Genomic DNA, 23,417 nt, shown 5'->3' on the forward strand with positions numbered 1-23,417 from the left:
ACCCCGGGTGCTCGTGGCCCGCCGGCCCGGCACCGGCCCGAAGGTGTTGCTCGTGGGTAAGGGAATCACCTTCGACACCGGCGGCATCTCGGTCAAGCCCGCCGACGGGATGCATCTGATGCGCACCGACATGGCGGGCTCGGCGGCGGTCGTCGCCGCGGCGGCCGAGTTCTGCGCTGCCGATGCCGAGGGCGTGCGATCGGAGCTTGATCTCACCGTCGTGGTGCCCTCGGCGGAGAACATGCTCTCGGGCTCGGCGTATCGGCCCGGCGACGTTGTCACCCACGTCGGCGGGACCACGTCCGAGGTGACCAATACCGATGCCGAGGGCCGCATGGTCCTGGCGGACGGTCTCGCGCACGGGATCGCCGAGGCGGACCCGGACGTGGTGGTGGACGTCGCCACCCTCACCGGCGCCATGAAGGTCGCGCTGGGGATGCGGACCGGAGCGGTCATGGCGACCGACGATGATCTCGCCGACCGCATCTCCCATGCCGGTGCCGCCGCGGGGGAGCGGTGGTGGCGACTGCCGTTGCCCGAGGACCTGCGTTCGGCCGTCCGCTCGGACATCGCTGACCGCCGTCAGGCGCCCAAGGGGCCCGGCGCGATCACCGCCGCGCTGTTCCTCGAGGGCTTCGTGGACGGCCGGCCCTGGGCGCACCTGGATATCGCCGGCCCCGCCCGGTCACCGGAGGAGATCGACGAGGTCGGCCCCGTCGCGACCGGCTTCGCCACCCGCACACTGATCGGGTTCCTGCGCGGCCTCGCGGACCGGCCCCGCGCGTGACCCCGGGCTCGTCGGCGCTCTGGCGGGCGCTTGATCTGCTGCGGTGCCCGCTGTGCGGCGACCCGGTCGAGCCCGTCTGGTCCGGGCCGGCCAGCACACAGACCAGAACGCAGTACAGCGCACAAGACAGCGCACAGGCCAGCACGGAGCCCGATCACCCTCCAGCCGCGGGGCGATCCGGCACTGGCGAGCAACCTGCCGAGATCAGCGGGGTCCGCTGCCGGTCCGGGCATTCCTTCGATCGCGCCCGGCAAGGGCACCTGACGCTGTTCGGCCCCCGCGGCCGCCGCTTTGCCGGCGACTCGACCGACCAGGTTCTCGCGCGCGAGAAAGTACTCGCATCGGGCGTGCTGGATCCGGTCGCCGATCTGCTCGGGGTCTGCGTCCGCGAGGCCCTGTCGCGGGGTGAGGACACCAACTCCGACAACCACGATCCCACCCGTGCCGGCACCGGGCCGGTGGTTCTCGAGGCCGGGGCGGGAACGGGCTTCTACCTCGCCAGCGTCCTTCACGCGATCGGCACCGATCGCGGGACCGATCGCGGAACCGAGGACCCGGCACCACCGCTGGGGATCGGCACCGAGATCTCGGTCGCCGCCGCCCGGAGGCTGGCCCGGGCCGACACCGATATCGCGGCCATTGTGGCCGACACCTGGGATCAGCTCCCGTTCGCCGACGACAGCGTGGACGTGGTGCAGGTCGTCTTCGCGCCACGCAACGCCGCGGAGTTCGCGCGGGTTCTGGCCCCCGGCGGCTCGCTGGTCGTGGCCGGCCCCGGGCCGGGGCATCTCGAACCGCTCCGGACCGACGCCGGAATGCTCACCCCCGATGCGGACAGGCCGGACCGGCTGGAGGCGGCACTGGCCGACCATTTCATCCCGGGTTCGGTCCGCGTGGTGGACACGATCGTGCGCGTGCCGGACCAGATCGCCGTCGACCTCGCCCTGATGGGGCCCAGCGGGGTGCACCTCGAGCGGGCCGAGGTCGAGAAACGATTGGGCGACGCCGACCGCGACGTGCGGGTGCACGTCGAACTCCGAACGTTCCACTCGCGAGACGACGCCCGCGACGGGTAGTCCGCGCCGAGGTGAGGCCGGTGTCTGGTGGTCAGCGCAGGAGCGAGGCGTACAGCTGGTGGGTTTGCTCCGCGATGGCATGCCAGGAGAATTCGGTGCGGGCGCGTTCCTGACCCGCCAGTCCGAAACGTTCCGCCTTGGCACGGTCAGCGATCAGATCGTTGACCGCCGCGGCGATCCCGGCCTCGAAGTCCTCGGGCGCCGACTCGTCGTAGTGGACGAGGGTTCCGGTCTGGCCATCGACCACGACCTCCGGGATTCCGCCGACATCAGAGGCGACCACCGCGGCCTGGCAGGCCATGGCCTCCAGGTTGACGATCCCCAACGGCTCGTAGACGGACGGGCAGGCGAAGACCGTCGCGGCCGAGAGGATCTCGATGACCTCGTCCCGGGGGAGCATGTCGCGCAGCCAGAAGACCCCGTCCCGACCGGACTGGAGCTCGGCGACCAGGCCTTCCATCTCCGCGGCGATCTCCGGGGTGTCCGGGGCACCGGCGCACAGGACGAGCTGGGCATCCGGATGGAACTCGCGGGCGGCCCTCACGAGGTGCGGGACCCCCTTCTGGCGGGTGATGCGGCCGACGAACGCCACGATGGGCCGATCCGGGTCCACGCCGTGGCGACGCAGCACCGAACCCGGCCCCGTGAACGGCTCGACCGGCGACCACACGGAGGTGTCGATCCCGTTGAGGATCACGTGGACACGATCGGGGTCGATCTCCGGGTAGACGCGGAGAATCTCGTCCTTCATCCGAGCACTGACCGCCACCACCGCGTCCGCGTTCGCGAACGCATTGCGCTCGGACCACGAGGAGACCCGGTAGCCGCCACCGAGCTGCTCGGCCTTCCAGGGGCGACTGGGTTCGAGCGAGTGCGCCGACACAACATGCGGGATCCCGTACAGCTCACCGGCGAGGTGGCCGGCGAGGCCCGTGTACCAGGTGTGGGAGTGCACGATGTCCGCGCCTTCGGCGCCGACACACATCCGCAGTCCCGCTGACAGGGTCTGGATCGCGGGGTTCGCATCCGGTCCGAGTTCGGGGTCCGGCCTGAACGCGCGGGCGGTGTCGCGGTCCGCACCCATGCACAGGACATCCACCTCGCAGAGCGGGCGCAGAGTGGCTACCAGTTCGGTCACGTGGACGCCCGCACCGCCGTAGACCTCCGGCGGGTACTCCCTCGTCATCATCGCTACTCGCACACCCGTCAACCTAGCCGCTCGGGGCCGTTCCCGGACCGGCCCCGGTGAACGCGATCCGACTACCCGGTGACGAGCAGGATTGAACAGGGGCGATTGCTCGCGATGCCGCTCTTCGACCCTGCCGAATCGTTACGGTGGGGTTGTGAGGAACCAGCCGCACGTCCTAGCAATCGTCCTCGCCGGCGGCGAGGGCAAACGTCTCTTTCCGCTCACCGCGGACCGGGCGAAGCCAGCAGTGCCGTTCGGTGGCTCGTATCGACTGATCGACTTCGTACTGAGCAACCTCGTCAACGCCGGATTCATGAAGATCTGCGTGCTGACCCAGTACAAGTCTCACTCGCTCGACCGCCACATCTCGCAGGTCTGGCACATGAGTGGCATGGGCGGCGAGTACATCACCCCTGTTCCCGCGCAGCAGCGTCTGGGGCCGCGGTGGTACACCGGTTCCGCCGACGCGATCCTGCAGTCGCTCAACCTGGTCTACGACGAGCGGCCGGAGCACATCATGGTCTTCGGCGCCGACCACGTGTACCGGATGGACCCGCGGCAGATGCTCGATCACCACATCTCCACCGGTGCCGCGGTGACCGTCGCCGGCATCCGGGTTCCGCGGAGTGAGGCGTTCGCGTTCGGCTGCATCGACGCCGGCGACGACGACCTCATCCGGGGGTGGGTGGAAAAGCCCGCCGATCCACCCGGAACTCCGGACGACCCGGAGGCGACATTCGCCTCGATGGGCAACTACATCTTCACCACGGAAGCACTCATCGAGGCCCTCAAGGCCGACGCCGAGAAGCCGGATTCCTCGCACGACATGGGTGGCGACATCATCCCTGCACTTGTAGAGCAGGAGCGGGCGTATGTGTACGACTTCGCCCGCAACAAGGTTCCCGGCGAGACCGATCGGGACCGCGGTTACTGGCGCGATGTGGGCACGATCGACGCGTTCTACGACGCGCACATGGACCTCGTCTCGGTCCACCCGGTCTTCAACCTCTACAACTACCTGTGGCCGATACGGACCCAGCAGGACAACCTCCCGCCGGCGAAGTTCGTCAACGGCGGCATGTCGCAGGAGTCCATGGTGGGCGCCGGGACCATCATCTCGGCCGCGACGGTGCGGAACTCGGTGGTGGCCAACAACGTCATCGTCGAGGACGGCGCCGTGGTCGAGGGCAGTGTCCTGCTGCCCGGAGCTCGGATCGGGCGGGGCGCGGTCGTGCGCAAGGCGATCGTGGACAAGAACTGCCACATCGGTGACGGTGACCTGATCGGGGTGGATCACGAGCGTGATCGCCGCCGGTTCCCGGTCAGTGCCGGCGGCGTGGTGAGCGTCGCCAAGAACACCACCACGTCATTGCACGACTAGCCCGGCGGTCTACGCGCGGGTCGGAGGCTCGAGTGCACGCCGAGAGTGCCGCCGGCTATCCGTGTACGGACGGCGGGTAGATGTTGTCGTCGTCGTCATATTTTTCCGGACCGTCGGAGCGTCCCGCCGTGGACCCTCGACGACGGCACCGACGCCCGCAGTGCGGGTCAGAGGGTGACGACCGTCAGCCCCGTCCCGACCGGCAGAACGGTGACGTGCGCCTGCTCCGGCAACTCGGCGTCTTCCGGCAGTGGGGCGTGCTCGCCGATCAGTACCAACGCACCACCGGTACGCAACAACTGATGCGCACGGGAGACCACGCGGGCGACGGAATGCGACGGGACGTCGGCGACCACAAGGTCGTAGGCGCCGTCGGCCAGCTTGTCGGCGACCTCCAACGGCCTGGCCGCGATGTAGCGCGCGGCCGAGGACGGATGCCCCGCCGCACGAACCGAGGCACGGGCCGCGTCCAGGTGGTGCGGATCGTCGGTGATGCAGGTGACTACCGCACCACCCGACGGGCCGGCGGCGGCCAGGATCGCCAGCGCGGGCACCCCCGGAGCAGGGGAGATGCACACGGCGTTGCGCGCCCCGGTGAGTCGGGCGACGAGGCGGATCGTTTCCGCCGTCAACGAATCCGGTGATCCGGCTCCCAACTCCTCCGCCTCGGTACGGGCGGACGCGTAGAGGGAATCGTCGACGAGATCGGCGCTCCTGCGCGCCATCCCGGCAACTCCGGAAAGGTCGGACGCGGGGACATCAGGTGAATCGGACACCCACAGAGCGTATCCGGCCGCGGGCGGACCACGGTGTGCAACGCGCGGTGATCGGATCGGTATCAGACTCTCAGGCACATCTCAGTACGGGTATACCGTGAGGACAGAAACATCAGGGAGGGTGTACACATCGCACCACCAGGTGCGTCGAACACCGCGCGGATCCGAGAAGGGTTCGCGCCGGAAGGTGGCCGAATGTACTCACAGACCGTGCACGTAACGATGAGCGCCGACGAGGCGACTCACGAAGCGGTCGTGGGCACGGCTCGGTTCGATGCGACAGGCGACGTCTCCGATATGCCCTCGTGGTCGGACCTCGTCGCCCAGCACGGCGACCGTGTGTACCGCCTCGCGTTCCGCCTGAGCGGTAATGCGCACGATGCCGAGGACATCACCCAGGAGGCGTTCATCCGCGTCTTCCGATCGCTGGACAAGTACAAGCCCGGCACGTTCGAGGGCTGGATGCACCGGATCGTCACCAACCTGTTCCTCGACCTCGCCCGGCGGCGTGCGCGGATCCGTTTCGAGGCGCTGCCCGAGGACGCGGAGCGGGTGCCCGGCCGCGAACGCAGCCCCGAACAGGTGCTGTCGGAGGAGTCCTTCGACCCGGTGCTGCAGACCGCGCTGGCCAACCTGTCGCCGGAGTTCCGCGCCGCCGTGGTGCTCAGTGACATCGAGGACCTCAGCTACGAGGAGGTCGGCAGGATTCTCGGGGTCAAGATGGGGACCGTGCGAAGCCGGATCCACCGCGGTCGTGCCGCGCTCAGGGCGGAACTGGAGGCCGCCGGGGTCACCGGCGTGCACAGTCGCACCGACTGAGACCTCGACGGACGTAGTGCGGACCGACAACGTCCGGGGAACCCCACGGGGACCCCGGACGTTGAGCTTTCTGACGGGGTCACGCAGATCCCGGGGCCGGCCCGACGACCGGGACCGCCCCAGAAGGAAGGAGGGGGAGTGGTGGACCGACATCAACCCGGACACGAATCCACGCCCGAGTTCCGGCTGTCACGGGAGTCGGCTCGACGAATCGCCGACAGCACACCGGCGCCGCGCCCGCGCCGCACCTTCCTGTCCACCGATCACCTGTCCACCGAGGCCGCCGCGGCCTATGTCGACGGTCGGCTGCCGACGGCGGGCCTGAACCGCGCCGATGCGCACCTGCAACTGTGCGAGCAGTGCCGACGCGAGATCGACGATCAGCGGGAGGCCAGGAGGGCCCTGCGCGGATCCGGGCCGATCCGCATGCCCAACGAGCTGCGCGACCGCCTGCGCCTCCTCGAGGTAGGCGCACCAGACGACGAGAATCGCCCATCAGGTGTGCAGGAGCCTGCGAGTGGATCCGGCCGCCCGGCGGGATCTAGGCCGGACGACAGCGGGCCGGACAGTCCGTGGTCAAGGCTGCTGCGCCGACTCCGGCGCCCGGGCCATTAGGGTGGGCCGGGTGGAGGACAAGACTGGCGTGCCCGGACGCGCGGGCCGAGGCGACGAACCGGACCGCCCACTGCGTGAGCCCGCCCCCATTGATCGCCCCAGGATCGACGACGCCGTCGCCGCGAGTTTCTCTCGCCCCAAGGGAGTTCCCGGCGGATTCGACCCCAGTCGACGGGGGACACCGGGCCCCGGACCGAGCGGCGCCCCGAACGAGAACGGCGTTCCCGGGCGGCCGAGTGGGCCACAACCCGCGGACCCGGCCCTGGCGCAGGCCTTCGGGCCGGAAGACGGCACCGAGAACGGCATCCAACGACACCCGTCCTGGCAGGACGAGGTCTCCGCACCGCAGCCTCCGCAGCCGGATCCCTGGCGCGACCCGCAGGCCCCGGTGGGGATCGGAACCCCAGCCCTCGAAGAGCAACCGCATCCCGAACCCGTCGACCTGTCCCGGACAGACGACACCCCGGCAACACGGCTGTCCCTGTCCGAAGCGCTTTTTGAACGTCGACTGAGCAGGCGAGCCCTCGGCGCGGCAGTGGCCGCCGTCGCCGTCGTCGCCCTGGTAGGCGGTGCCATCGGCGCCGTCGTCGCCGATTCCGCCCGCGTCCTCACCACCTCCACGGTGAGGATCGCCGATGCTCCGGACAACGTGGTACGCCCCGACAACACCGTCGGCGACGTCGCCCAGCGGGTGCAGCCCGCGGTGGTCAACATCCAGGTCTCCAGCCCGTCCGCCCGCGGTGAGGGATCCGGCATCGTCATCGACCCGGACGGCTACATCGTCACCAACAACCACGTCGTCACCATGGACGGCGCGGCCGACCGCGCCGACATCGACGTGGTCTTCTCCGACGGCTCCCGCGCCCCGGCCGAGATCGTGGGCCGAGATCCCGCCACCGACCTCGCGGTGATCAAGGTGGAGAACGTCCAGAACCTCACCGTCGCCGCACTGGGCGACTCCGACAGCGTCGAGGTGGGGGAGCAGGTCATCGCGATCGGCTCCCCGCTCGGGCTCGTCCGCACGGTCACCGAGGGGATCGTCTCCGCCACCCAGCGGCCCATCGCGCTCGGGGAATCCACCTCCGACGGCGACGTGGTGATCGACGCCATTCAGACCGACGCCGCCATCAACCCGGGCAACTCCGGTGGCCCGCTCATCGACGGCACGGGCGCGGTCATCGGCATCAACACCTCGATCTTCTCCCAGACCGGCGGGTCGATCGGCCTCGGATTCGCGATCCCCGTCAACGACGTGCGGAACATTGCGACCGAGCTGATGACCGAGGGATCGATCCAGCACGCCACCATTGGCGTCAACGCGCGCAAGGCCGACAACGGATCGGTGGAGGGCGCGGAGATCGTCAATGTCCGCGACGGCTCGCCCGCACAGGAGGGAGGCCTCCAGGAGGGGGACGTGGTGACTAAGGTCGGGGACCGCCTGGTGCGCTCCTCCGACGAACTCGTGATCGCGGTCCGGCGTGCCGGCGCCGACAACGATGTTCCCGTCGAAGTGGTCCGCAACGGCACTCGCGTCGAGCTGACAGTGCGGCCCGCACTCGGCTGACGCGGCGCCCGGCCGGCAGTGCCGGATGCCATGCGGCGGCCAGCGGTGACGTCGGTGGGCAAGGTCTCACTCCCGCCGGTGCGCCTGACGACGTATCCTCGACAGCGATATGTTCACGAACGTGGGGTGGTCCGAGCTTCTGGTGCTCGGCGTTGTGGCGCTGGTCGTACTGGGACCCGAGAGGCTTCCCGAGGCGGCTCGCTGGCTGGCGTCCGCGATCCGCAAGGTCAAGGAGTTCGCGAGCAACGCCCAACAGCAGCTCAAGGACGACTACGGGACGGAATTCGACGATTTCCGTGAACCCCTCCAACAGCTCAACGAGCTGCGCGGTCTGAGCCCGCGGGCGATGGTCACCAAGCACCTTCTGGATGGAGACGACTCCCTGTTCAGTGGAGCCTTTGATGCCGCCGCACCCGCGGGCGGCGCAGGTTCCTCCGGAAACTCCACAGGTGCCGGGGGTGCCCAGGCCGGGACCGACCCGCGGCCCCCGGCGCGCCCGCAGAACGGGAACAGCGCGGCACCACGTCCGTCGACGCCGGCTCCGGCCTCACCGAGTAGCGGCGCGAACTGGGACGACGCTACCTGATCCAGTCGGCGCCCTGAACGTCCCCGGTTACGGGGGTGCGGTCGGATGACCGACCGCCTCCGGTACCGGTCAGAGGTGACGTGTGGTGTCGATCCCGAGATTCATTCCGGCGAGTCCTCTCGGCCGCACGGCCAGACCGTCAGCGATCTCGCGGTAGGCCTTGCCCGCCGCGGAGTCCGGCTCGGCCAGCACGATCGGTGTGCCCTCGTCGCCGTGCTCGCGCACCGCCTGCTCCAGGGGGACCTGCCCGAGGAGCTTGACCGGGGCGCCCACGGAGCGCGACAGGTTTGCGGCGACGTCCGCGCCGCCACCGCTGCCGAACACGTCCATACGGGTGCCGTCCGGAAGCTCCAGCCACGACATGTTCTCGATCACGCCGGCGATGCGTTGACGGGTCTGCAGGGCGATCGAGCCCGCGCGCTCGGCGACCTCCGCAGCGGCCTGCTGCGGGGTGGTCACCACGAGGATCTCCGCGGACGGGATCAACTGCGCGATCGAGATCGCCACATCGCCGGTACCGGGCGGCAGATCCATCAGCAGGACGTCAAGGTCGCCCCAATAGACGTCGGCGAGGAACTGCTGGAGAGCCCGGTGGAGCATTGGTCCACGCCAGACCACAGGCGTGTTGCCCTTGGTGAACTGCGCAATCGAAATGACCTTCACCTCGTGCGCGACCGGCGGGAGGATCATCTGCTCGACCTGGGTGGGCCGCGCGTCAGTACCGAGCATCCGCGGGATGGAATGGCCGTAGATGTCGGCATCGAGCACACCCACTGACAAGCCACGCTCCGCGAGGGCGGTGGCGAGGTTGACGGTAGCCGTGGATTTGCCGACCCCGCCCTTGCCCGAGGCGACGGCATAGACGCGGGTGAGGTTCCCGGGCTGGGCGAACGGGATGACCGGCTCCGCGGCATCTCCACGGAGATGCTTGCGCAGTTCCGTACGCTGCTCGTCATTCATCACGTCGAGCTCGACGCCAACCTCACCGACGCCGGGCACGTCGGATACCGCGGCACGGACACGGTCGGTGATGGTGTCCCGCATCGGACAGGTCGCGACGGTCAGATAGATCCCGACGTCCACCTTGCCGGTGGCGGGATCCACCTCCACTCCCTTGACCATGCCGAGCTCGGTGAGCGGCTTGCGGATCTCCGGATCATCGACCTTGGCCAGTGCGGCGCGGATCGATTCTTCGCTGGGTGCACTCATGATGCCCCGAGTCTAGGCGTCATAAACGCCCTAGGACGATTCAGGCAGGGGGAGGAGGGCAGAACGGTGCGATACAGGGCAGTTCGATCTCCGGGACCTCGAACGGAACGTGGGGTGCGGGGGCCGCCGGCGGTGCTGGTGGTGCAGGCACTTCAGGGCTCTCCTGGACAGGCGGCGCCGATGGCTCGGGCGCAGGCTCCGGGGCGGGCGGAGCCTCCGGCTTCGGGACCTCGGTGCAGCCCGGTACCGGGGGTGCCGGCTGGCCCGGTTCGGCGGGATCGGGAGCCGCTGTCGGCTTGCCTTCCCAGCCCTCGGGGCACTTCTCGGGAGGCTCGACCGTGGGCTTGGGCTGGTGGATCGGAGGCAGGTCGGAGGGCAGCGGGAACGCATTGACCGAGTAGCCGTGAGCCCAGGCGTTGACGTTCGCGACGTATGCCAGGGAGTTGTTGTAGGACAGAATCGCCCGGGTCCGGGCGGCGGGGTCAGCCATGGACCCGCCCTGGTTGCACAGCAGCGTGGCGGCGGCCAGGGCCCCGTCGTAGATGTTGTTCGGGTCGGCAACCCCGTCGTCATTCCCGTCGCGGCCGAGAAGGGCCCAGGTCGACGGGATGAACTGCACAGGGCCGACCGCACGGTCGAAGTCGGCGTCACCGTCGAAGCGTCCACCGTCGGTGTCCTTGATGACGGCGGTGCCCTCGAGCGACCCGTCCAGACGCGGGCCGAGAATGCGGCCGATGGTGTCCCCATTGGCGGCGAACTTTCCGCGGCCCTGGTTGGATTCGACCTGTCCGATACCCGCGAGAACGGTCCAATCCATCTCACACGCAGGCTGTTCCGCGTTCAGTCGATCGGAGGCGCGATGGTATGCGTCAAGGGCAATACCCGGAATGCCCAGAGGGCCCGGTGGAATCGTTGCGGGCTCGATATGTGCTGCGCCCGGATCCTCATCGGGATTCGGTGCGCCCGTGGAAGTCGACGTCTCCGTCTCACTGGTAGTGGTGCTCTCCGAGGTCTGTGAAGGAGACGTCTGGGGTGCCGACTCAGCGAGTGGGGTGATATCCGGGGTCTCGGGAGGGCTGTTGTCGATGTTCAGGCCGACAGTTGCCAGAATCGCGATGGCGCTCGCGGTAACTGCGGCACTGGTCAGTACTTTGCGATCAGCGCTCGGCGCGACTTTGCGCAAAATCTCCCCCTCGTGCTTGAGCAAGTGCGGCCGTACTCGCGGTACGACCCCGATATGCGCACCCCTCGGCGCATACGGTCCGGGTGATGTTATCCCCGGCCACTGTTGTCTGCATCGTTTCTACCCTCCGGAGTGTTACCTGCGCCACTGGTAAGTCCGGCGAGAAGTGTCTCGATTCGCTCAACCGAGTCGCGGAGGTCGTCCAGTTCACGACGGAGATAATCGCGGGTGACGTTCTCTCCGACCGACAACCTGACTGATGCGAGCTCGCGCGCGAGAAACTCAGTGTCCGCCTTCGTCTGCGTCGCGCGGAGACGGTCCTCATGCAGCGCTGACTTGTCGCGGTCCTCCTGCCGGTTCTGAGCCAGCAGGATCAGTGGGGCGGCGTAGGCGGCCTGTGTCGAGAACGCCAGGTTGAGCAGGATGAACGGATAGGGGTCGAATCGAAGCGCCACCACCGCGACGTTGAGGATGATCCAGACGATCACCACGACCGTCTGGATGAGTAGGTACGTGCCGGTACCGAAGAACCGGGCCACGGCCTCGCTGTAGCGGCCGACCGCGTCCGAATCGATACTCAGCCGGGGCCTGCGCGAAGTGAGGGGAACGGATAGGGGCGAGCGCGGAGTCGGATCGGTCATTTCTGCTCCTTGTCCCACTCGTCATGCAGGTCCATGTCTCGCCAGTCCTCCGGCAGCAGATGGTCGAGGAGGTCGTCCACGGCGACCGCTCCGAGGAGATGCCCGTCGTCGTCCACCACCGGCCCGCAGACGAGATTGTAGGTAGCGAAAAATCGGGTCACGGCATCCACTGAATCGGTGGGGCGAAGTGACGACAGGCTCGTGTCCAGAGTCTCGGCGACCATCGTGGACGGCAGCTCACGCAACAGGGCCTGGATGTGTACGCAGCCCAGGTACTTGCCGGTCGGGGTCGCGGTGGGCGGACGAACGACGAAAACCAGGCTCGCCACCGCCGGGCTGAGGTCCGGGTTCCGGCAATGTGCGAGTGCTTCGGCCACAGTGGTCTGCGGTGACAGGATGATCGGTTCTGGCGTCATCAGACCACCTGCGGTGTCCGCGTCGTAGGTCAGCAGCATGCGGACCGGCGCAGAGTCCTCGGGATTCATCCTCTCGAGGAAGGACTCGGCATCCTTCTCGGGGAGCTCACCGAGGAGGTCCGCGGCGTCTTCCGGATCCATCGCCTCGAGAACATCTGCGGCCCGCTCGAGTTCCAGGCGGGTGACGATCTCGGTCTGCTCGTCGTGGGGAAGCTCCTGGAGGATGTCTGCCAGACGTTCATCGTCAAGGGTTCGGGCGACTTCGAGACGACGGACCTCAGGCAGTTCGCGCAAAGCGTTTGCGACGTCCGCCGGCCGCATATCCGCGAACTGCTCAACCAGGCTCTCGGCACCGTGCTCGGGAGTACCGATCGCTGTGTCGTCCAAGCCACTGATCCGATTCCACGAATAGATCGAGACCGGACCGCGCCGTCCAAGAGCAGTGCGGCCCCGCCGCACTCTGGCCGCCACCCGGGAGACGAACCAATCCCGAGACCGTTGACGCTCGATCTCGACGTCGACGACCTGTTGCCGCACCAGGCGGTCGCCGGAGTTCTGCGAGTCAGATCCGGCCTGTTCGGTCTCCACGCTGATGATCGAGTCGACCAGGGACCCCAGGACCACATTCTCCCCCGGGCGAGATTGGAATCGGTGCAGGTTGATGGTGCCCGAGACCAGGGAGACCGAACGCGGATCGATCGATGCGACGCGCAGCATCGGCACGAAGATCCGTCGCCTGGTCGGCAGTTCCACAACGAGACCGATGACTCGGGGAGGTTTGTGTTGTGATCGCATCGTCACCACGACGTCGCGGATGCGTCCGATGTCGTCCCCGTCAGGTCCGATCACCGGTAGCCCGGCTAGCCTGGCGACGAAGGCCTTGTTGAGGTTCGCCATGCGGACCAGGCTAGTCATCGAACGGCGGCATCCGCGCGCCGAACCGGACCTGAGGGAGAGCCACACACGATGAGTGACGCCCCGCATTCGCATACCGCGCCTATCGAACAGCCGGCGGAGAGAATCGCCGAACTACGCTCACGGCCCAGGCGGACGGTCCTCGCCGTGCCCGGAAGCAGCGTCAAGATGATCGACAAGGCGAAGGGGCTGCCGGTCGATGAGGTGTTCCTGGACCTGGAGGACGCTGTAGCCGGACCCGCCAAGGCGGAGGCCCGTGAAAACGTTGTGGATGCCCTGCGTTCCGGCGGGTTCGTGGCGCAGACGGTGGTCGTCCGGGTGAATGCCTGGGACACCGAATACACCGTCGCGGATGTCTCGGAGGTGGTGGGACGAGCCGGAAACGGGATCGATGCCCTATTGCTGCCCAAGGTGCGAACGGCAGCGGAGGTCGTCGCATTGGATCTGGTGCTGACACAGGTGGAAAAAGCCGCGGGACTGCCGGCCGGTCATATTGGTATAGAGCCCCAGATCGAAGACGCCCTCGGACTGACGAACATCAACGAGATCGCCACGGCCAGCCCTCGGGTCCTCACGCTGGTGTTCGGGCCGGCGGATTTCATGGCCTCAATCGGCATGCGGACATTGACGGTGGGGGAGCAGCCGGAGGGGTATGCGCCCGGAGATGCCTACCACCACGTATTGATGTCGATCTTGGTTGCCGCCCGGGCACACGGGCTGCAAGCCATCGACGGCCCGTTCCTCAAGGTGCGTGACGAGGAGGGCTTCCGCCGGGCAGCTGCACGAACCGCCGCCCTCGGTTTTGACGGCAAGTGGGTTCTGCACCCTGCACAGGTGGACGCGGGTAACGAGGTGTTCAGTCCGCGGCAGGAGGAGTTCGATAAGGCCGAGGGAATCCTGGAGGCATACACGCACTCCACTTCCGTGGAGGGCGGTGCCAGGGGTGCGGTCATGTTCGGCGACGAGATGCTCGACGAGGCCAGCCGTAAGATGGCGCTGGTGGTGTCCGCGCGCGGTCGCGCAGCCGGGATGACCGTCTCAGAAAAGACACCAGCTAACGGGTGAGCCCCGGAAGGACAGAAACCATGAGTTCTCGCGTGAACATGGGCGCCGGAAGCTCGCGAAGCGGGCGAACCCCCGGTTTGCCCACGCCGCCCACGGGGTGGGTGGTGGGCTCGTACTCGACCTACGAGCAAGCGCAGGCCGCCGTCGATCACTTGGCGGACAAGGAATTCCCGGTCCATGAGGTGACCATCGTCGGCGTCGATCTGATGCAGGTGGAGCGTGTCACAGGCCGTCTCACGTGGCCGAAGGTGCTGCTCGGTGGTCTGGCGACGGGCGCCTGGCTCGGGCTGTTCATCGGTCTGGTGCTCGGAATCTTCACCTCGCCGATGTGGGGCGTCATCCTCACCGGCCTTGTCGGCGGCTCCGTGTTCGGCGTCGTCTCGGCCGCGCTGTCGTACGCCGCCACCCGGGGCAAGCGGGACTTTGCCTCGACCTCACAGCTGGTCGCAGGACGTTATGACGTCCTGTGTGAGCCGGCGAACGCAGAACGGGTCCGCGACGAGCTCGCCCGATTCGGGATGAAGTGATGCTGGGCGGATTCGCATCAGGGGCCGAGGGGGTCCTGGACAAGGTGCGTGCTCACCTCGAGTCGCACTATGGGCCGGACCCACAGGAGGCGTCGGTGACCTTCCTGGGCGCGCCGCCGATCAGGATTCTGCGGTTCGTCGATATCGAATCAGGGATGGTTCGGTACACAACCCTGGGTTGTTCTGCCGAGCCGATGGGGGACCCGTCGGCTGTAGTGCCCGACCCGACGGCGCCGCGGGCGGAGCTCAGCCTTTCCCTGCAGGGCGGAGTCGATGGTGTTGTGCGGGCACTGTCGGTACTCGCGGCGACCCCGGCAGTGGAGGGACTGGTGCTGTCGGAAGGCGCACTCATCGATCTGGGGGAGCCACTCTGGCCGGGAGCGGCATTCACGGCGGTGATCCTGCGTGCACCGGAGATCCCTGACGTCGAACTTCCCGGGGATTCCGCACCGGTCACGGTGTTCCGTGCGGTACCGGTCACCCACACCGAGGCGGCGTGGGTCCGGATGAAGGGCGCGGCCGAGCTTGAAGAGGCCTGGGCAGAGGCGAGAATCGACGTGACTGATCCGGCACGGTCGGCAGTCAATCCGGGCGCACGGTAGTGGCAGCCGCGACACGCCGGAGGTCGATCTCGCCTCCGTCGTCGGTGGGGACGCGCCGTGAGTTCGTCGCGGCACAACTGAGAGACTGACTCTACGGAGAAGGAGAGCCCCGCACCTCCGCGGGGACGGGGCGAGGAAGGGCGTGGTCGCATGCGACGGGCGTGGGGACGAGCCGGCTTGCCGGTGGTGGCATCAGCGGTCGCCGCGACGGTCGCGCTGTCGGGCTGTCAGGCACAGTCTTCAATCGTGCCCGCGCACGAGGATGCACCACTGGTGGTGATCGAAACGGCTTCCTATGCGGAAGCGGAAATCGTCGGTTACATCTACGGAAATGCGCTCATGCGCCAGGGCTGGAGGGTGGAGCCACGTCCGCAGTCGGGCACCGAGGCCGAGGTACTTGAATCAGTGACCACGGGAGACGCGACCTTCACCGTGGGGTTCACCGGTGACCTTTTGAGAATGTTCGACTCGGGGTCGACTGCGGTTGCGCCGGAGGATGTGTACCCCGAGATGATGGCGGCTCTTCCAGAGGGTGTCACTGCGGGAGATCCGGCGCCGGCGGAGGACGCGCCCGCCTTCGTGGTCTCGCGCAACACGTCAGAGTCGTACGGATTGAGCTCCATGTCGGATCTAGCCGGTCGGTGCGGTGAGTTCACCCTGGGTGCCTCGGCAGAGATGCTCGACGATCGTGAGCTGACTTCGATCCTGGCCACGTCTTACGACTGCGAGTTCGCCAACCGCACAGCACTCGGCCCGAACCCGCGCGCAGTGCTTGACGCACTGCGCGCCGGTCAGGTGTCTGTCGGTGGGATGCGGTCGGCGGATCCGGTCCTGTACGAGCGGGACATGGTCATGTTGGACGACGACGACAACGCGATCACCGCGCAACATCTGGTGCCGGTGTTCCGCAAGGGCTCCCTCACGGAGGATCAGCTGACCCTGGTCAACAGGATCAGTGGTGAGCTGACGACCGATGACATTCGCGAGCTTTTGCTGGGCATCGAGTTCGGCACGGATTCACCCGTGGCGATGGCCAACTTCTGGTTGGACGAGCACGACTACTGATCTGTCGCGCAGGCGGGTTCGTGAGTATTGCCACTGCCGGGTAGCTCGGCTCTCGATCTGGCTGCCCGGAGCGCGTAAAGGGCCCGTCCGTTGCGGACGGGCCCTTTACGGTGTCTGGTGGGAGGCTACTCGAAGGCCTCGTCGACCAGCGCCTTCTGCTCGACGGCGTGGACCTTGCTCAGGCCCGTCGAGGTGGCGGCCATCGGGCGACGTGAGACGCGCTTCAGGCGGGGGAAGTTCTCGATCCGCTCCGGCAGTTCGAGGGCGAGGAAGCTCCAGGCACCCTGGTTCGCCGGCTCCTCCTGGACCCACCGAACCTCGGAGAGGTTCGGGTAGCGGTCCAGGGCCTCCCGCATGCGACGATGCGGGATCGGATGAAGCTGCTCGAGCCGGACGATCGCGACGTCATCGCGCTCGTCCTTGTCCCGACGCGCTGCGAGCTCGTAGTAGAGCTTTCCGGACACCAACAGCATCGTGGTGACCTTGCTCGGGTCCGAGTTCCCGTCCACGAACACCTGGTCGTCGATCACGGAGCGGAACTTGCCCGACGTGAAGTCCTCGACGGCGCTGACGGCCTTCTTGTTCCGCAGCATCGACTTGGGAGTGAACACCACCTGCGGGCGCTTGATACCGGTCGCGTGCCGACGCATGAGGTGGAAGTAGTTCGCCGGCGTCGACGGCTGAGCGACCGTCATCGAGCCCTCTGCACACAGCTGGAGGAACCGCTCGATACGTCCCGACGTGTGGTCCGGGCCCATGCCCTCGTGACCGTGCGGGAGAAGCAGGGTGACAGAAGACTTCTGGCCCCACTTGGCCTCGCCCGACGAGATGTACTCATCGATGATCGTCTGGGCGCCGTTGACGAAGTCGCCGAACTGGGCCTCCCACATGACGAGAGCCTCCGGATCACCCACGGAGTAGCCGTACTCGAAACCGAGACCGGCGTACTCGGTCAGGGCGGAGTTCCACACCTCGAAGCGACCCTCGGCCCCGTCCAGGTGCTGGAGTGGGGAGTAGGTCTCGGCCGTCGTCTTGTCGACGATCATGGCGTGTCGCTGGGTGAACGTGCCTCGCTGGGAATCCTGGCCGGCGAGGCGGACCGTGCGGCCCTCCAGCGTCAGCGAGCCGATGGCCAGGAGTTCCGCGAAGGCCCAGTCGATGTTGCCGTTGTAGGCCATCTTCTGGCGCGCCTCATAGACGGGCTTGACACGCGGGTGGATATGGAAGTCCTCGGGCAGATTGCCGAACGCGTCACCGATGGCGTGGACGACGGACTCGTCGATCGCCGTGATGATCTTGGGAAGCGGCTGATCCGGCTCGATCGACTGCGATGCCGTGACCGGGTGCTTCTCGAGTTCACGAACCTCGTTGAAGACCCGCTCGAGCTGTCCCTGGAAGTCGCGAAGAGCGTTCTCCGCTTCCTTCTCGGAGATATCGCCACGACCGACGAGATCCTCTGTGTAGGACTGCCGGACACTCTTCTTCTCGTCGATGACCTCGTACATCCGTGGCTGCGTCATCGACGGATCGTCGGCCTCGTTGTGCCCGCGGCGGCGGTAGCAGACGAGGTCAATCACGACGTCCTTCTTGAACTGCTGACGGAAGTCCATCGCGAGGCGAGCCACGCGGACACAGGCCTCCGGGTCGTCGCCGTTGACGTGGAAGATCGGCGCGCCGACCATCTTCGCGACATCGGTGCAGTACTGGCTGGACCGTCCCGCCGCGGGCGCGGTCGTGAACCCGATCTGGTTGTTGACCACGATGTGGACCGTGCCGCCGGTGCGGTAACCGTTGATGAGCGAGAGGTTCAGCGTCTCCGCAACCACGCCCTGACCGGCGAACGCGGCGTCACCGTGCAGCATCAGCGGCACGACGGGGTACTGCGCACGCCATTCGGGGTCTTCGATCAGGTCCTGCTTGGCGCGGACGATGCCCTCGAGGACCGGGTCGACGGCCTCGAGGTGGGACGGGTTGGCGGTCAACGAGACCTTGATCTCGTTGTCACCGAACATCTGGTACTGGATTCCCTCGGCACCGAGGTGGTACTTCACGTCACCCGAACCGTGTGCGGCCGAGGGATCCATGTTGCCCTCGAACTCCGTGAAGATCTGCCGGTACGGCTTGCCTACGATGTTGGCCAACACGTTCAGTCGGCCACGGTGCGGCATGCCGATGACGACCTCGTCGAGACCGAACTCGGCGGCCTCGTCGATGACCGCGTCCATCATCGGGATGACGGACTCGGCACCCTCGAGCGAGAAGCGCTTCTGACCGACGTACTTCGTCTGCAGGAAGGTCTCGAACGCCTCGGCGGCGTTGACCTTGGACAGGATGTACTTCTGTTCCGCGACCGTCGGCTTGTCATCGACACCCTCGACGCGCTCCTGGAGCCAGCCACGCTGCTCGTTCTCCAGGATGTGGGTGTACTCGATGCCGATCTTGCGGCAGTACGCCGCGCGGAGCTCGGACAGTACGTCGCGCAGTCGCATGCGGTCCTTGCCGACGAACCCACCGACGGAGAACTTCCGGTCGAGGTCCCAGAGCGTGAGCTCGTGGGAGTTCACGTCCAGGTCGGGATGGAAGGTGCGCCGGCGCTGGGCGTGCATGCCGTCCAGCGGGTCGATGTCGGCCATGAGGTGGCCGCGGTTGCGGTAGGCGGCGATGAGCTCGAGGACCCGGGCGTCCTTGTCGACGCGCGGATCGGTGATGTCCTGGCGCCAGCGGACGGGCTCGTAGGGGATCCGCAGGGAGCCGAAGATCTCGTCGTAGAAATCGTCGGCGACCAGGAGTCGATGGATCTCGCGCAGGAACTCGCCCGACTCCGCACCCTGGATAACCCGGTGGTCGTACGTCGAGGTGAGGGTGGTGATCTTACCGATCGCGTTGTTGGCGAGCTGCTCGTCGCTGGCGCCCTGGAACTCGGCGGGGTACTCCATCGCGCCGACGCCGAGGATGGCACCCTGACCGACCGTCAGGCGAGGAACCGAGTGCACGGTGCCGATTCCGCCCGGGTTGGTCAGCGAGACCGTGACACCGGAGAAGTCGTCCATCGTGAGCTTGCCGACGCGGGCACGGGACACGATGTCCTCGTACGCGTCCAGGAACTCACGGAAGTCGAGCGTCTCACAGTTCTTGATCGCGGCCACCACGAGGCTGCGACCGTTCTTGGTCTTCATGTCGATAGCGAGACCAAGATTGATGCCGGTCGGGGTGACGGTGTTCGGCTTACCGTCGATCTCCTCGTAATGGTTGTTCATGTTCGGGTAGGCCTTGATGGCCTGGACCATCGCGTACCCGATGAGGTGGGTGAAGGAGATCTTGCCGCCACGCGTGCGCTTGAGGTGATTGTTGATGACGACGCGGTTGTCGATCATCAGCTTGGCCGGCACGGCGCGGACAGAGGTCGCCGTGGGGAGCGTGAGCGACGCGTTCATGTTCTTGACGATCGCGCCCGCCGGTCCGCGCAGGACCTTCTTCTCCGGCTCCTCCGGCGGCGTGTACTCGGGGCGCTCCGGCTTCGAGGGAGCCGGCACATCCGGCTTGTTTCGGGTTTCCGGGGTGCGCACCGGTGCCGGGACTCCCTGGCCGCGGGCCTTGCGGGACGGGGCGGCACCCGAGTCCGGCTTGGCGGCCACGTCCTTTGCGGAGGCTGACGGGGTCATGTCATCCATGGTGACCTCCGAGGCCGCCTTGGCCGACTTCTTCGCAGGGGCCTGGTCGGCCGGTGCGGACGACTTCTTCTCGTCTGTGCCCGAGGATGTCGTGGCGGCGCCATTGGACGAGCTCCGGCCGGAGGCGGAGGCGGCCTCCGGGTTGGCCTTGAAGAACTCGTGCCAGGACTCATCCACAGAGGAGGGGTCCTTGGAAAAGCGCTCGTACATCTCGTCCACGAGCCACTGATTCTGTCCGAATTGTGAGACGGTGTTGCTCACGATGATGTGGTGCCTCTCTGGTTCTGTGGTGGGTTTCACACGTCGATGACAACCAGGCTAGACGTTCTGTCCCCGGGGGGACTCGCGATCTCACCTGACAGGGGGATGCCACCTTGAGGTCATTCGGGGTTCACCCGGCCGACCAATGTTGTGGGGGAGCGCCGAATGTGGCGTCGGCGGTGTCCACCACGGTCCGGCCGAGTCTACGGTTGCCCCACCCGCCGATGGCCGCACCGAGCCCGGCGGGTGCGAGTTTGCCCATGGCGAGTCCCGCCCGCTTGACCGCGAACTTGCGGATGAACCGGTGCATCATCCGGGAGTTGATCTCCTTGAGGCCGGGGACACGCAGGGCCCTCGCTGCCAGCGATCCACCGGCGGCGGAGCCACCCCCGGAACTGACGGCGTTTGCGAGGAGCGCGGTTCCGGACGCGCCGAGCATGACGGTCATGACCAGCAATTCCTCGTGCTCGCCCTGGCGCACATCGACCCCGTGCACCTCGGCTACCGCGAGGGTGTAGAACGCTGCGGCCTCGAGGAAGACCAGCGACTCCGCGCCGATCGCGCCGAAGGCGACGAGGGTGCCGATGCCCGGGACGGCCGCAGTGCCACCCACGGCGGCGCCGGAAGCGGTGACAGTGCCCAGGAACAGCGAATCCAGTCGTGAGCGGATCTCGGCGGGGCTCTCCTCCGGATGCTTCTCGCGGAGGGAGTGGACGTAGCGACGTGCGGTCCCGGATTGGAGGCGGATCGCCCGTCGCAGTGCTGCGGTGATCACCCCCGCAGCGGGTCCGGAAACATCTGGCTGGGAAGCGTCGTCATCGGACACGAGGTCACCTTCTTCGATCGGGATGGAAACCGACAGTGAGGCCTAGAGTACGGATCCGGGGGATCGTCCGGTGGGTTCGGCGGAACAGCCGAGTGCTCGTCAGGGCAGGACTCGTTCGGTGTAGGTGTTGCCGAACACCCGGGCCGGGTCGAGCCGGTCGCGGACCGCGACGAAGTCATCGAAGCGGTCGACCATCGTGGCGAAGTCCTCAGCGGTCCGGGTGTGCATCTTGCCCCAGTGGGGGCGACCGTCCGCGGCGAGGAAGATCTCCTCGGCCAGGCGGAACAGTTCGGTGTGGTCCATCCGGTGGTACTGGTGCACGGCGATATAACAGACCTCGCGCCCGTTGGCCGTGGACATCCACACGTCGTCCGCGGCGGCGAAACGGACCTCCATCGGGAAGGACACGTTCAGCCCCGCGCGGTCGATCATGTCGCGGATGTCACCGAGCACCGCGCCGGCGGCCGCGAGCGGCACGGCGTACTCCATCTCCCGGAAACGGACGCGGCGGGGTGAGGCGAATACGTTGTAGCTGCGGTCGGTGAACGTGCGGGCGGACAGTGCGCGCGAGGTGATGCGGTTCAGCCGTGGGGTCAGTGAGGGGCGACGTGTCGCCGCGCGACAGACGGCGTCGAACACCTCGTTGGACAGGAACTCGTCGCTGACGAGGTTCTGTAGACGTCCCACCGGTGCGAGGTCGGAGTCGCCAGGCAGGCGGGTGTTTCGCTTGAGGTTGATGGCATCGGTGTGCGGAAACCAGTAGAACTCGGCGTGGTCGGCGGACCGGGCGAAGCCCTCCATGTCCTTCAGGGCGGCTGAGAGGCTCCAGGGGCGCTCCTCAGCCTGCAGTACGAATGCCGGTACGCACCGGATGGTGATCTTGGTGATGATCCCCAGCGCGCCGATCCCGAGTCGTGCGGCCTCGAACACCTCGGGATGTGAGTCGCGGGAGCACGAGAGGACCGAGCCGTCCGCCGTGACGAGCTGGAGCCCCACGATCGTCGCCGGGATGCCGGGCTCCCGCAATCCGGTCCCGTGGGTGCCGGTGGCGGCGGCGCCCGCGAGCGACTGTTCGGCGAAATCACCCAGGTTCGGTTGGGCGAGCCCGAGATCCCACAGCAGTGGTCCGAGGCGGTGCAACCGCGTTCCGGCCCAGACGGTCACGTCGGCGCCGTCAACCTGGCCGTCGGCGCCGCGGGTGGGGACGATGGACTCGATTCCGGTGAGGTCGTCGAGGGTCATGAGGACCCCATCGGTCGCGGCGGCTGGAGTGAACGAATGTCCGGCACCCACACACTTGACGCGAGTTCCGGACTCCGCCGCGCTCAACACGGTGTTGGTGACCTCGGCGACGGTCGTGGGGGCGGACCGCGAGGTCGGATGTGCGGTTACGTTGCCGGTCCAGTTCGTCCACGTGGGTGCCGAGGTCGTCATGGGTGCACAGACTACCCAGGGATCGGGCGCTCACAGGGGAACTCTGGACGACGTGCCGACGGTGAAACTGGACGAACTTCCAGACAAGGAGCGCGATCCGCTCACCGCGTAAGAAGACTGCTTGCGGTGAACACTGTCAGCGTTGTTGTCGTCGTCGTACGATGGGCGGGTGACCACTAGACTTCCTGCCGATCAGCGCCGAGCGCAACTCCTCCGGGCCGCTTTGGACATTGCCGAGCATGACGGGCTCAGTGCCGTGACCGTCCGCGGAGTCGCCGAGCGCGCGGGCGTCTCATTGGGCGTTGTTCACTATTGCTACACCGACAAGGAAGAACTTCTCCGCGAGTTGATCGGCGCGGTCAACTTCGAGGTCCACCAGGCGGCGAGTGCGTTCGTCAGTGTCGACTTCGATTCGGGCGCGCACGGACTGGAGGGTCTTCGCAGCCGCCTGCGGGAGGCGATAGATCTGGTGTGGGCGGTCATCACCGCCTCCCCGGACAAGCAGCTGCTCACCTACGAGATCGTGTCGTATTCGCTGCGAACGTACGGCCTGCCCGAGGTGGGGCTCGCCCGCAACCAGCAGGAGTCCAACGAGGCGATTGTGCAGTCGGTGCTCGAGCGCACCGCCGCCGCCTCCGGTGTCCGGTGGGGGATGGGGCTGGAGGCGATCACGCGGGTCGTGCTGGCGATCGTCGTGGGTATCGGGCAGAGGTGGCAGATCTACAGGGACGACGACGAGGCCGCCGAACTCCTGCATCAGGCCGTTGATCTGGTGGTACGGGACGCGCAGCTGGTAGACGGGGAGTGAT

21 protein-coding genes are annotated in these 23,417 nt (G+C 67.2%); 12 read left to right on the forward strand and 9 right to left on the reverse strand.

Annotated features, from left to right (window positions below):
- On the forward strand, positions 1-787 hold a 787-nt coding region (locus G6016_RS03270), incomplete at its 5' end, for a leucyl aminopeptidase family protein (protein ID WP_194306207.1).
- Complete coding sequence (locus G6016_RS03275; RefSeq protein WP_338403496.1) at positions 784-1,863, forward strand: class I SAM-dependent methyltransferase; 1,080 nt, start codon at positions 784-786, stop codon at positions 1,861-1,863. The genes G6016_RS03270 and G6016_RS03275, both read left to right, overlap by 4 nt.
- A 31-nt stretch (positions 1,864-1,894) precedes the next feature.
- On the opposite strand, the gene glgA is transcribed toward G6016_RS03275, so the two are convergent.
- A complete protein-coding gene (glgA, locus tag G6016_RS03280; protein ID WP_182631276.1) occupies positions 1,895-3,064 on the reverse strand; it encodes a glycogen synthase in 1,170 nt (389 codons plus the stop codon).
- 142 nt (positions 3,065-3,206) lie between these two features.
- On the opposite strand from glgA, the gene glgC reads away from it, so the two are divergent.
- Positions 3,207-4,433 carry a glucose-1-phosphate adenylyltransferase gene (gene glgC, locus G6016_RS03285; RefSeq protein ID WP_182631277.1) on the forward strand — a complete coding sequence of 409 codons (1,227 nt, stop codon included), beginning with the start codon at positions 3,207-3,209 and terminating at the stop codon, positions 4,431-4,433.
- A gap of 167 nt (positions 4,434-4,600) precedes the next feature.
- Here glgC and G6016_RS03290 read toward each other — a convergent pair whose 3' ends face one another.
- Positions 4,601-5,209 carry an O-methyltransferase gene (locus tag G6016_RS03290; protein WP_182631278.1) on the reverse strand — a complete coding sequence of 203 codons (609 nt, stop codon included), beginning with the start codon at positions 5,207-5,209 and terminating at the stop codon, positions 4,601-4,603.
- Between the two features lie 195 nt (positions 5,210-5,404).
- On the opposite strand from G6016_RS03290, the gene sigE reads away from it, so the two are divergent.
- The 4 genes from sigE (at position 5,405) to tatB (ending at position 8,793) form a co-directional block, all read left to right on the forward strand.
- Entirely contained in the window at positions 5,405-6,028 is a 624-nt protein-coding gene (gene sigE / locus G6016_RS03295) for an RNA polymerase sigma factor SigE (protein WP_182631279.1), read from the forward strand.
- A gap of 141 nt (positions 6,029-6,169) precedes the next feature.
- Positions 6,170-6,643 carry a zf-HC2 domain-containing protein gene (locus G6016_RS03300; RefSeq protein WP_182631296.1) on the forward strand — a complete coding sequence of 158 codons (474 nt, stop codon included), beginning with the start codon at positions 6,170-6,172 and terminating at the stop codon, positions 6,641-6,643.
- Positions 6,644-6,653: 10 nt separating this feature from the next.
- Positions 6,654-8,207 (forward strand): S1C family serine protease, encoded by a 1,554-nt coding sequence (locus tag G6016_RS03305; protein ID WP_338403497.1) that lies wholly within the window; start codon positions 6,654-6,656, stop codon positions 8,205-8,207.
- 109 nt (positions 8,208-8,316) lie between these two features.
- Positions 8,317-8,793 carry a Sec-independent protein translocase protein TatB gene (tatB, locus tag G6016_RS03310; protein WP_182631280.1) on the forward strand — a complete coding sequence of 159 codons (477 nt, stop codon included), beginning with the start codon at positions 8,317-8,319 and terminating at the stop codon, positions 8,791-8,793.
- Between the two features lie 69 nt (positions 8,794-8,862).
- On the opposite strand, the gene G6016_RS03315 is transcribed toward tatB, so the two are convergent.
- The 4 genes from G6016_RS03315 to G6016_RS03330 all read right to left on the reverse strand — a co-directional run bounded on the left by G6016_RS03315 (position 8,863) and on the right by G6016_RS03330 (position 13,139).
- Positions 8,863-10,002, reverse strand: a complete 1,140-nt coding sequence (locus G6016_RS03315) for an Mrp/NBP35 family ATP-binding protein (protein ID WP_182631281.1) — start codon at positions 10,000-10,002, stop codon at positions 8,863-8,865.
- Positions 10,003-10,042: 40 nt separating this feature from the next.
- Entirely contained in the window at positions 10,043-10,819 is a 777-nt protein-coding gene (locus G6016_RS17475) for a lytic transglycosylase domain-containing protein (protein WP_277815107.1), read from the reverse strand.
- Between the two features lie 455 nt (positions 10,820-11,274).
- The gene (locus G6016_RS03325) at positions 11,275-11,826 is read right to left on the reverse strand and encodes a DUF1003 domain-containing protein (protein ID WP_182631282.1); all 552 of its coding nucleotides are present in this window, start codon (positions 11,824-11,826) and stop codon (positions 11,275-11,277) included.
- A complete protein-coding gene (locus tag G6016_RS03330; protein WP_182631283.1) occupies positions 11,823-13,139 on the reverse strand; it encodes a magnesium transporter MgtE N-terminal domain-containing protein in 1,317 nt (438 codons plus the stop codon). Before G6016_RS03330 ends, G6016_RS03325 begins: the two co-directional genes overlap by 4 nt.
- Positions 13,140-13,208: 69 nt before the next feature.
- Here G6016_RS03330 and G6016_RS03335 point away from each other — a divergent pair, with 69 nt between their 5' ends.
- From G6016_RS03335 to G6016_RS03350, 4 genes are all read left to right on the forward strand, one after another.
- Positions 13,209-14,222 (forward strand): HpcH/HpaI aldolase/citrate lyase family protein, encoded by a 1,014-nt coding sequence (locus G6016_RS03335; protein WP_182631284.1) that lies wholly within the window; start codon positions 13,209-13,211, stop codon positions 14,220-14,222.
- Positions 14,223-14,242: 20 nt separating this feature from the next.
- Positions 14,243-14,749, forward strand: a complete 507-nt coding sequence (locus G6016_RS03340) for a general stress protein (protein WP_241729699.1) — start codon at positions 14,243-14,245, stop codon at positions 14,747-14,749.
- Positions 14,749-15,351: a suppressor of fused domain protein gene (locus G6016_RS03345; protein WP_182631285.1), complete on the forward strand. Its 603-nt coding sequence runs from the start codon at positions 14,749-14,751 to the stop codon at positions 15,349-15,351. The genes G6016_RS03340 and G6016_RS03345 overlap by 1 nt, the downstream gene beginning before the upstream one ends.
- Positions 15,352-15,597: 246 nt before the next feature.
- The gene (locus G6016_RS03350) at positions 15,598-16,416 is read left to right on the forward strand and encodes a glycine betaine ABC transporter substrate-binding protein (RefSeq protein WP_338403498.1); all 819 of its coding nucleotides are present in this window, start codon (positions 15,598-15,600) and stop codon (positions 16,414-16,416) included.
- A 125-nt stretch (positions 16,417-16,541) separates the two neighbouring features.
- On the opposite strand, the gene G6016_RS03355 is transcribed toward G6016_RS03350, so the two are convergent.
- The 3 genes from G6016_RS03355 to G6016_RS03365 all read right to left on the reverse strand — a co-directional run bounded on the left by G6016_RS03355 (position 16,542) and on the right by G6016_RS03365 (position 22,608).
- Positions 16,542-20,348: a multifunctional oxoglutarate decarboxylase/oxoglutarate dehydrogenase thiamine pyrophosphate-binding subunit/dihydrolipoyllysine-residue succinyltransferase subunit gene (locus tag G6016_RS03355; RefSeq protein WP_380023351.1), complete on the reverse strand. Its 3,807-nt coding sequence runs from the start codon at positions 20,346-20,348 to the stop codon at positions 16,542-16,544.
- A 130-nt stretch (positions 20,349-20,478) separates the two neighbouring features.
- On the reverse strand, positions 20,479-21,174 hold the full coding sequence (locus tag G6016_RS03360) for a hypothetical protein (RefSeq protein WP_182631287.1): 696 nt from the start codon (positions 21,172-21,174) through the stop codon (positions 20,479-20,481).
- Between the two features lie 99 nt (positions 21,175-21,273).
- On the reverse strand, positions 21,274-22,608 hold the full coding sequence (locus G6016_RS03365; RefSeq protein WP_182631288.1) for an FAD-linked oxidoreductase, L-gulonolactone oxidase family: 1,335 nt from the start codon (positions 22,606-22,608) through the stop codon (positions 21,274-21,276).
- 169 nt (positions 22,609-22,777) lie between these two features.
- On the opposite strand from G6016_RS03365, the gene G6016_RS03370 reads away from it, so the two are divergent.
- The gene (locus G6016_RS03370) at positions 22,778-23,416 is read left to right on the forward strand and encodes a TetR family transcriptional regulator (protein ID WP_182631289.1); all 639 of its coding nucleotides are present in this window, start codon (positions 22,778-22,780) and stop codon (positions 23,414-23,416) included.
- Position 23,417 lies beyond the last annotated feature (1 nt).

This window comes from Dietzia aerolata, assembly GCF_014144865.1.
Lineage (GTDB): Bacteria > Actinomycetota > Actinomycetes > Mycobacteriales > Mycobacteriaceae > Dietzia > Dietzia aerolata.

What these genes read in the sequence shown, in the direction of transcription:
- sigE (WP_182631279.1), top strand. Translation starts at nt 5,405, where the DNA reads ATGTACTCACAGACCGTGCACGTAACGATGAGCGCCGACGAGGCGACT.
- tatB (WP_182631280.1), top strand. Translation starts at nt 8,317, where the DNA reads ATGTTCACGAACGTGGGGTGGTCCGAGCTTCTGGTGCTCGGCGTTGTG.
- G6016_RS03315 (WP_182631281.1), bottom strand. Translation starts at nt 10,002, where the DNA reads ATGAGTGCACCCAGCGAAGAATCGATCCGCGCCGCACTGGCCAAGGTC.
- G6016_RS17475 (WP_277815107.1), bottom strand. Translation starts at nt 10,819, where the DNA reads ATGGATTGGACCGTTCTCGCGGGTATCGGACAGGTCGAATCCAACCAG.
- G6016_RS03325 (WP_182631282.1), bottom strand. Translation starts at nt 11,826, where the DNA reads ATGACCGATCCGACTCCGCGCTCGCCCCTATCCGTTCCCCTCACTTCG.
- G6016_RS03330 (WP_182631283.1), bottom strand. Translation starts at nt 13,139, where the DNA reads ATGGCGAACCTCAACAAGGCCTTCGTCGCCAGGCTAGCCGGGCTACCG.
- G6016_RS03335 (WP_182631284.1), top strand. Translation starts at nt 13,209, where the DNA reads ATGAGTGACGCCCCGCATTCGCATACCGCGCCTATCGAACAGCCGGCG.
- G6016_RS03340 (WP_241729699.1), top strand. Translation starts at nt 14,243, where the DNA reads ATGAGTTCTCGCGTGAACATGGGCGCCGGAAGCTCGCGAAGCGGGCGA.
- G6016_RS03345 (WP_182631285.1), top strand. Translation starts at nt 14,749, where the DNA reads ATGCTGGGCGGATTCGCATCAGGGGCCGAGGGGGTCCTGGACAAGGTG.
- G6016_RS03365 (WP_182631288.1), bottom strand. Translation starts at nt 22,608, where the DNA reads ATGACGACCTCGGCACCCACGTGGACGAACTGGACCGGCAACGTAACC.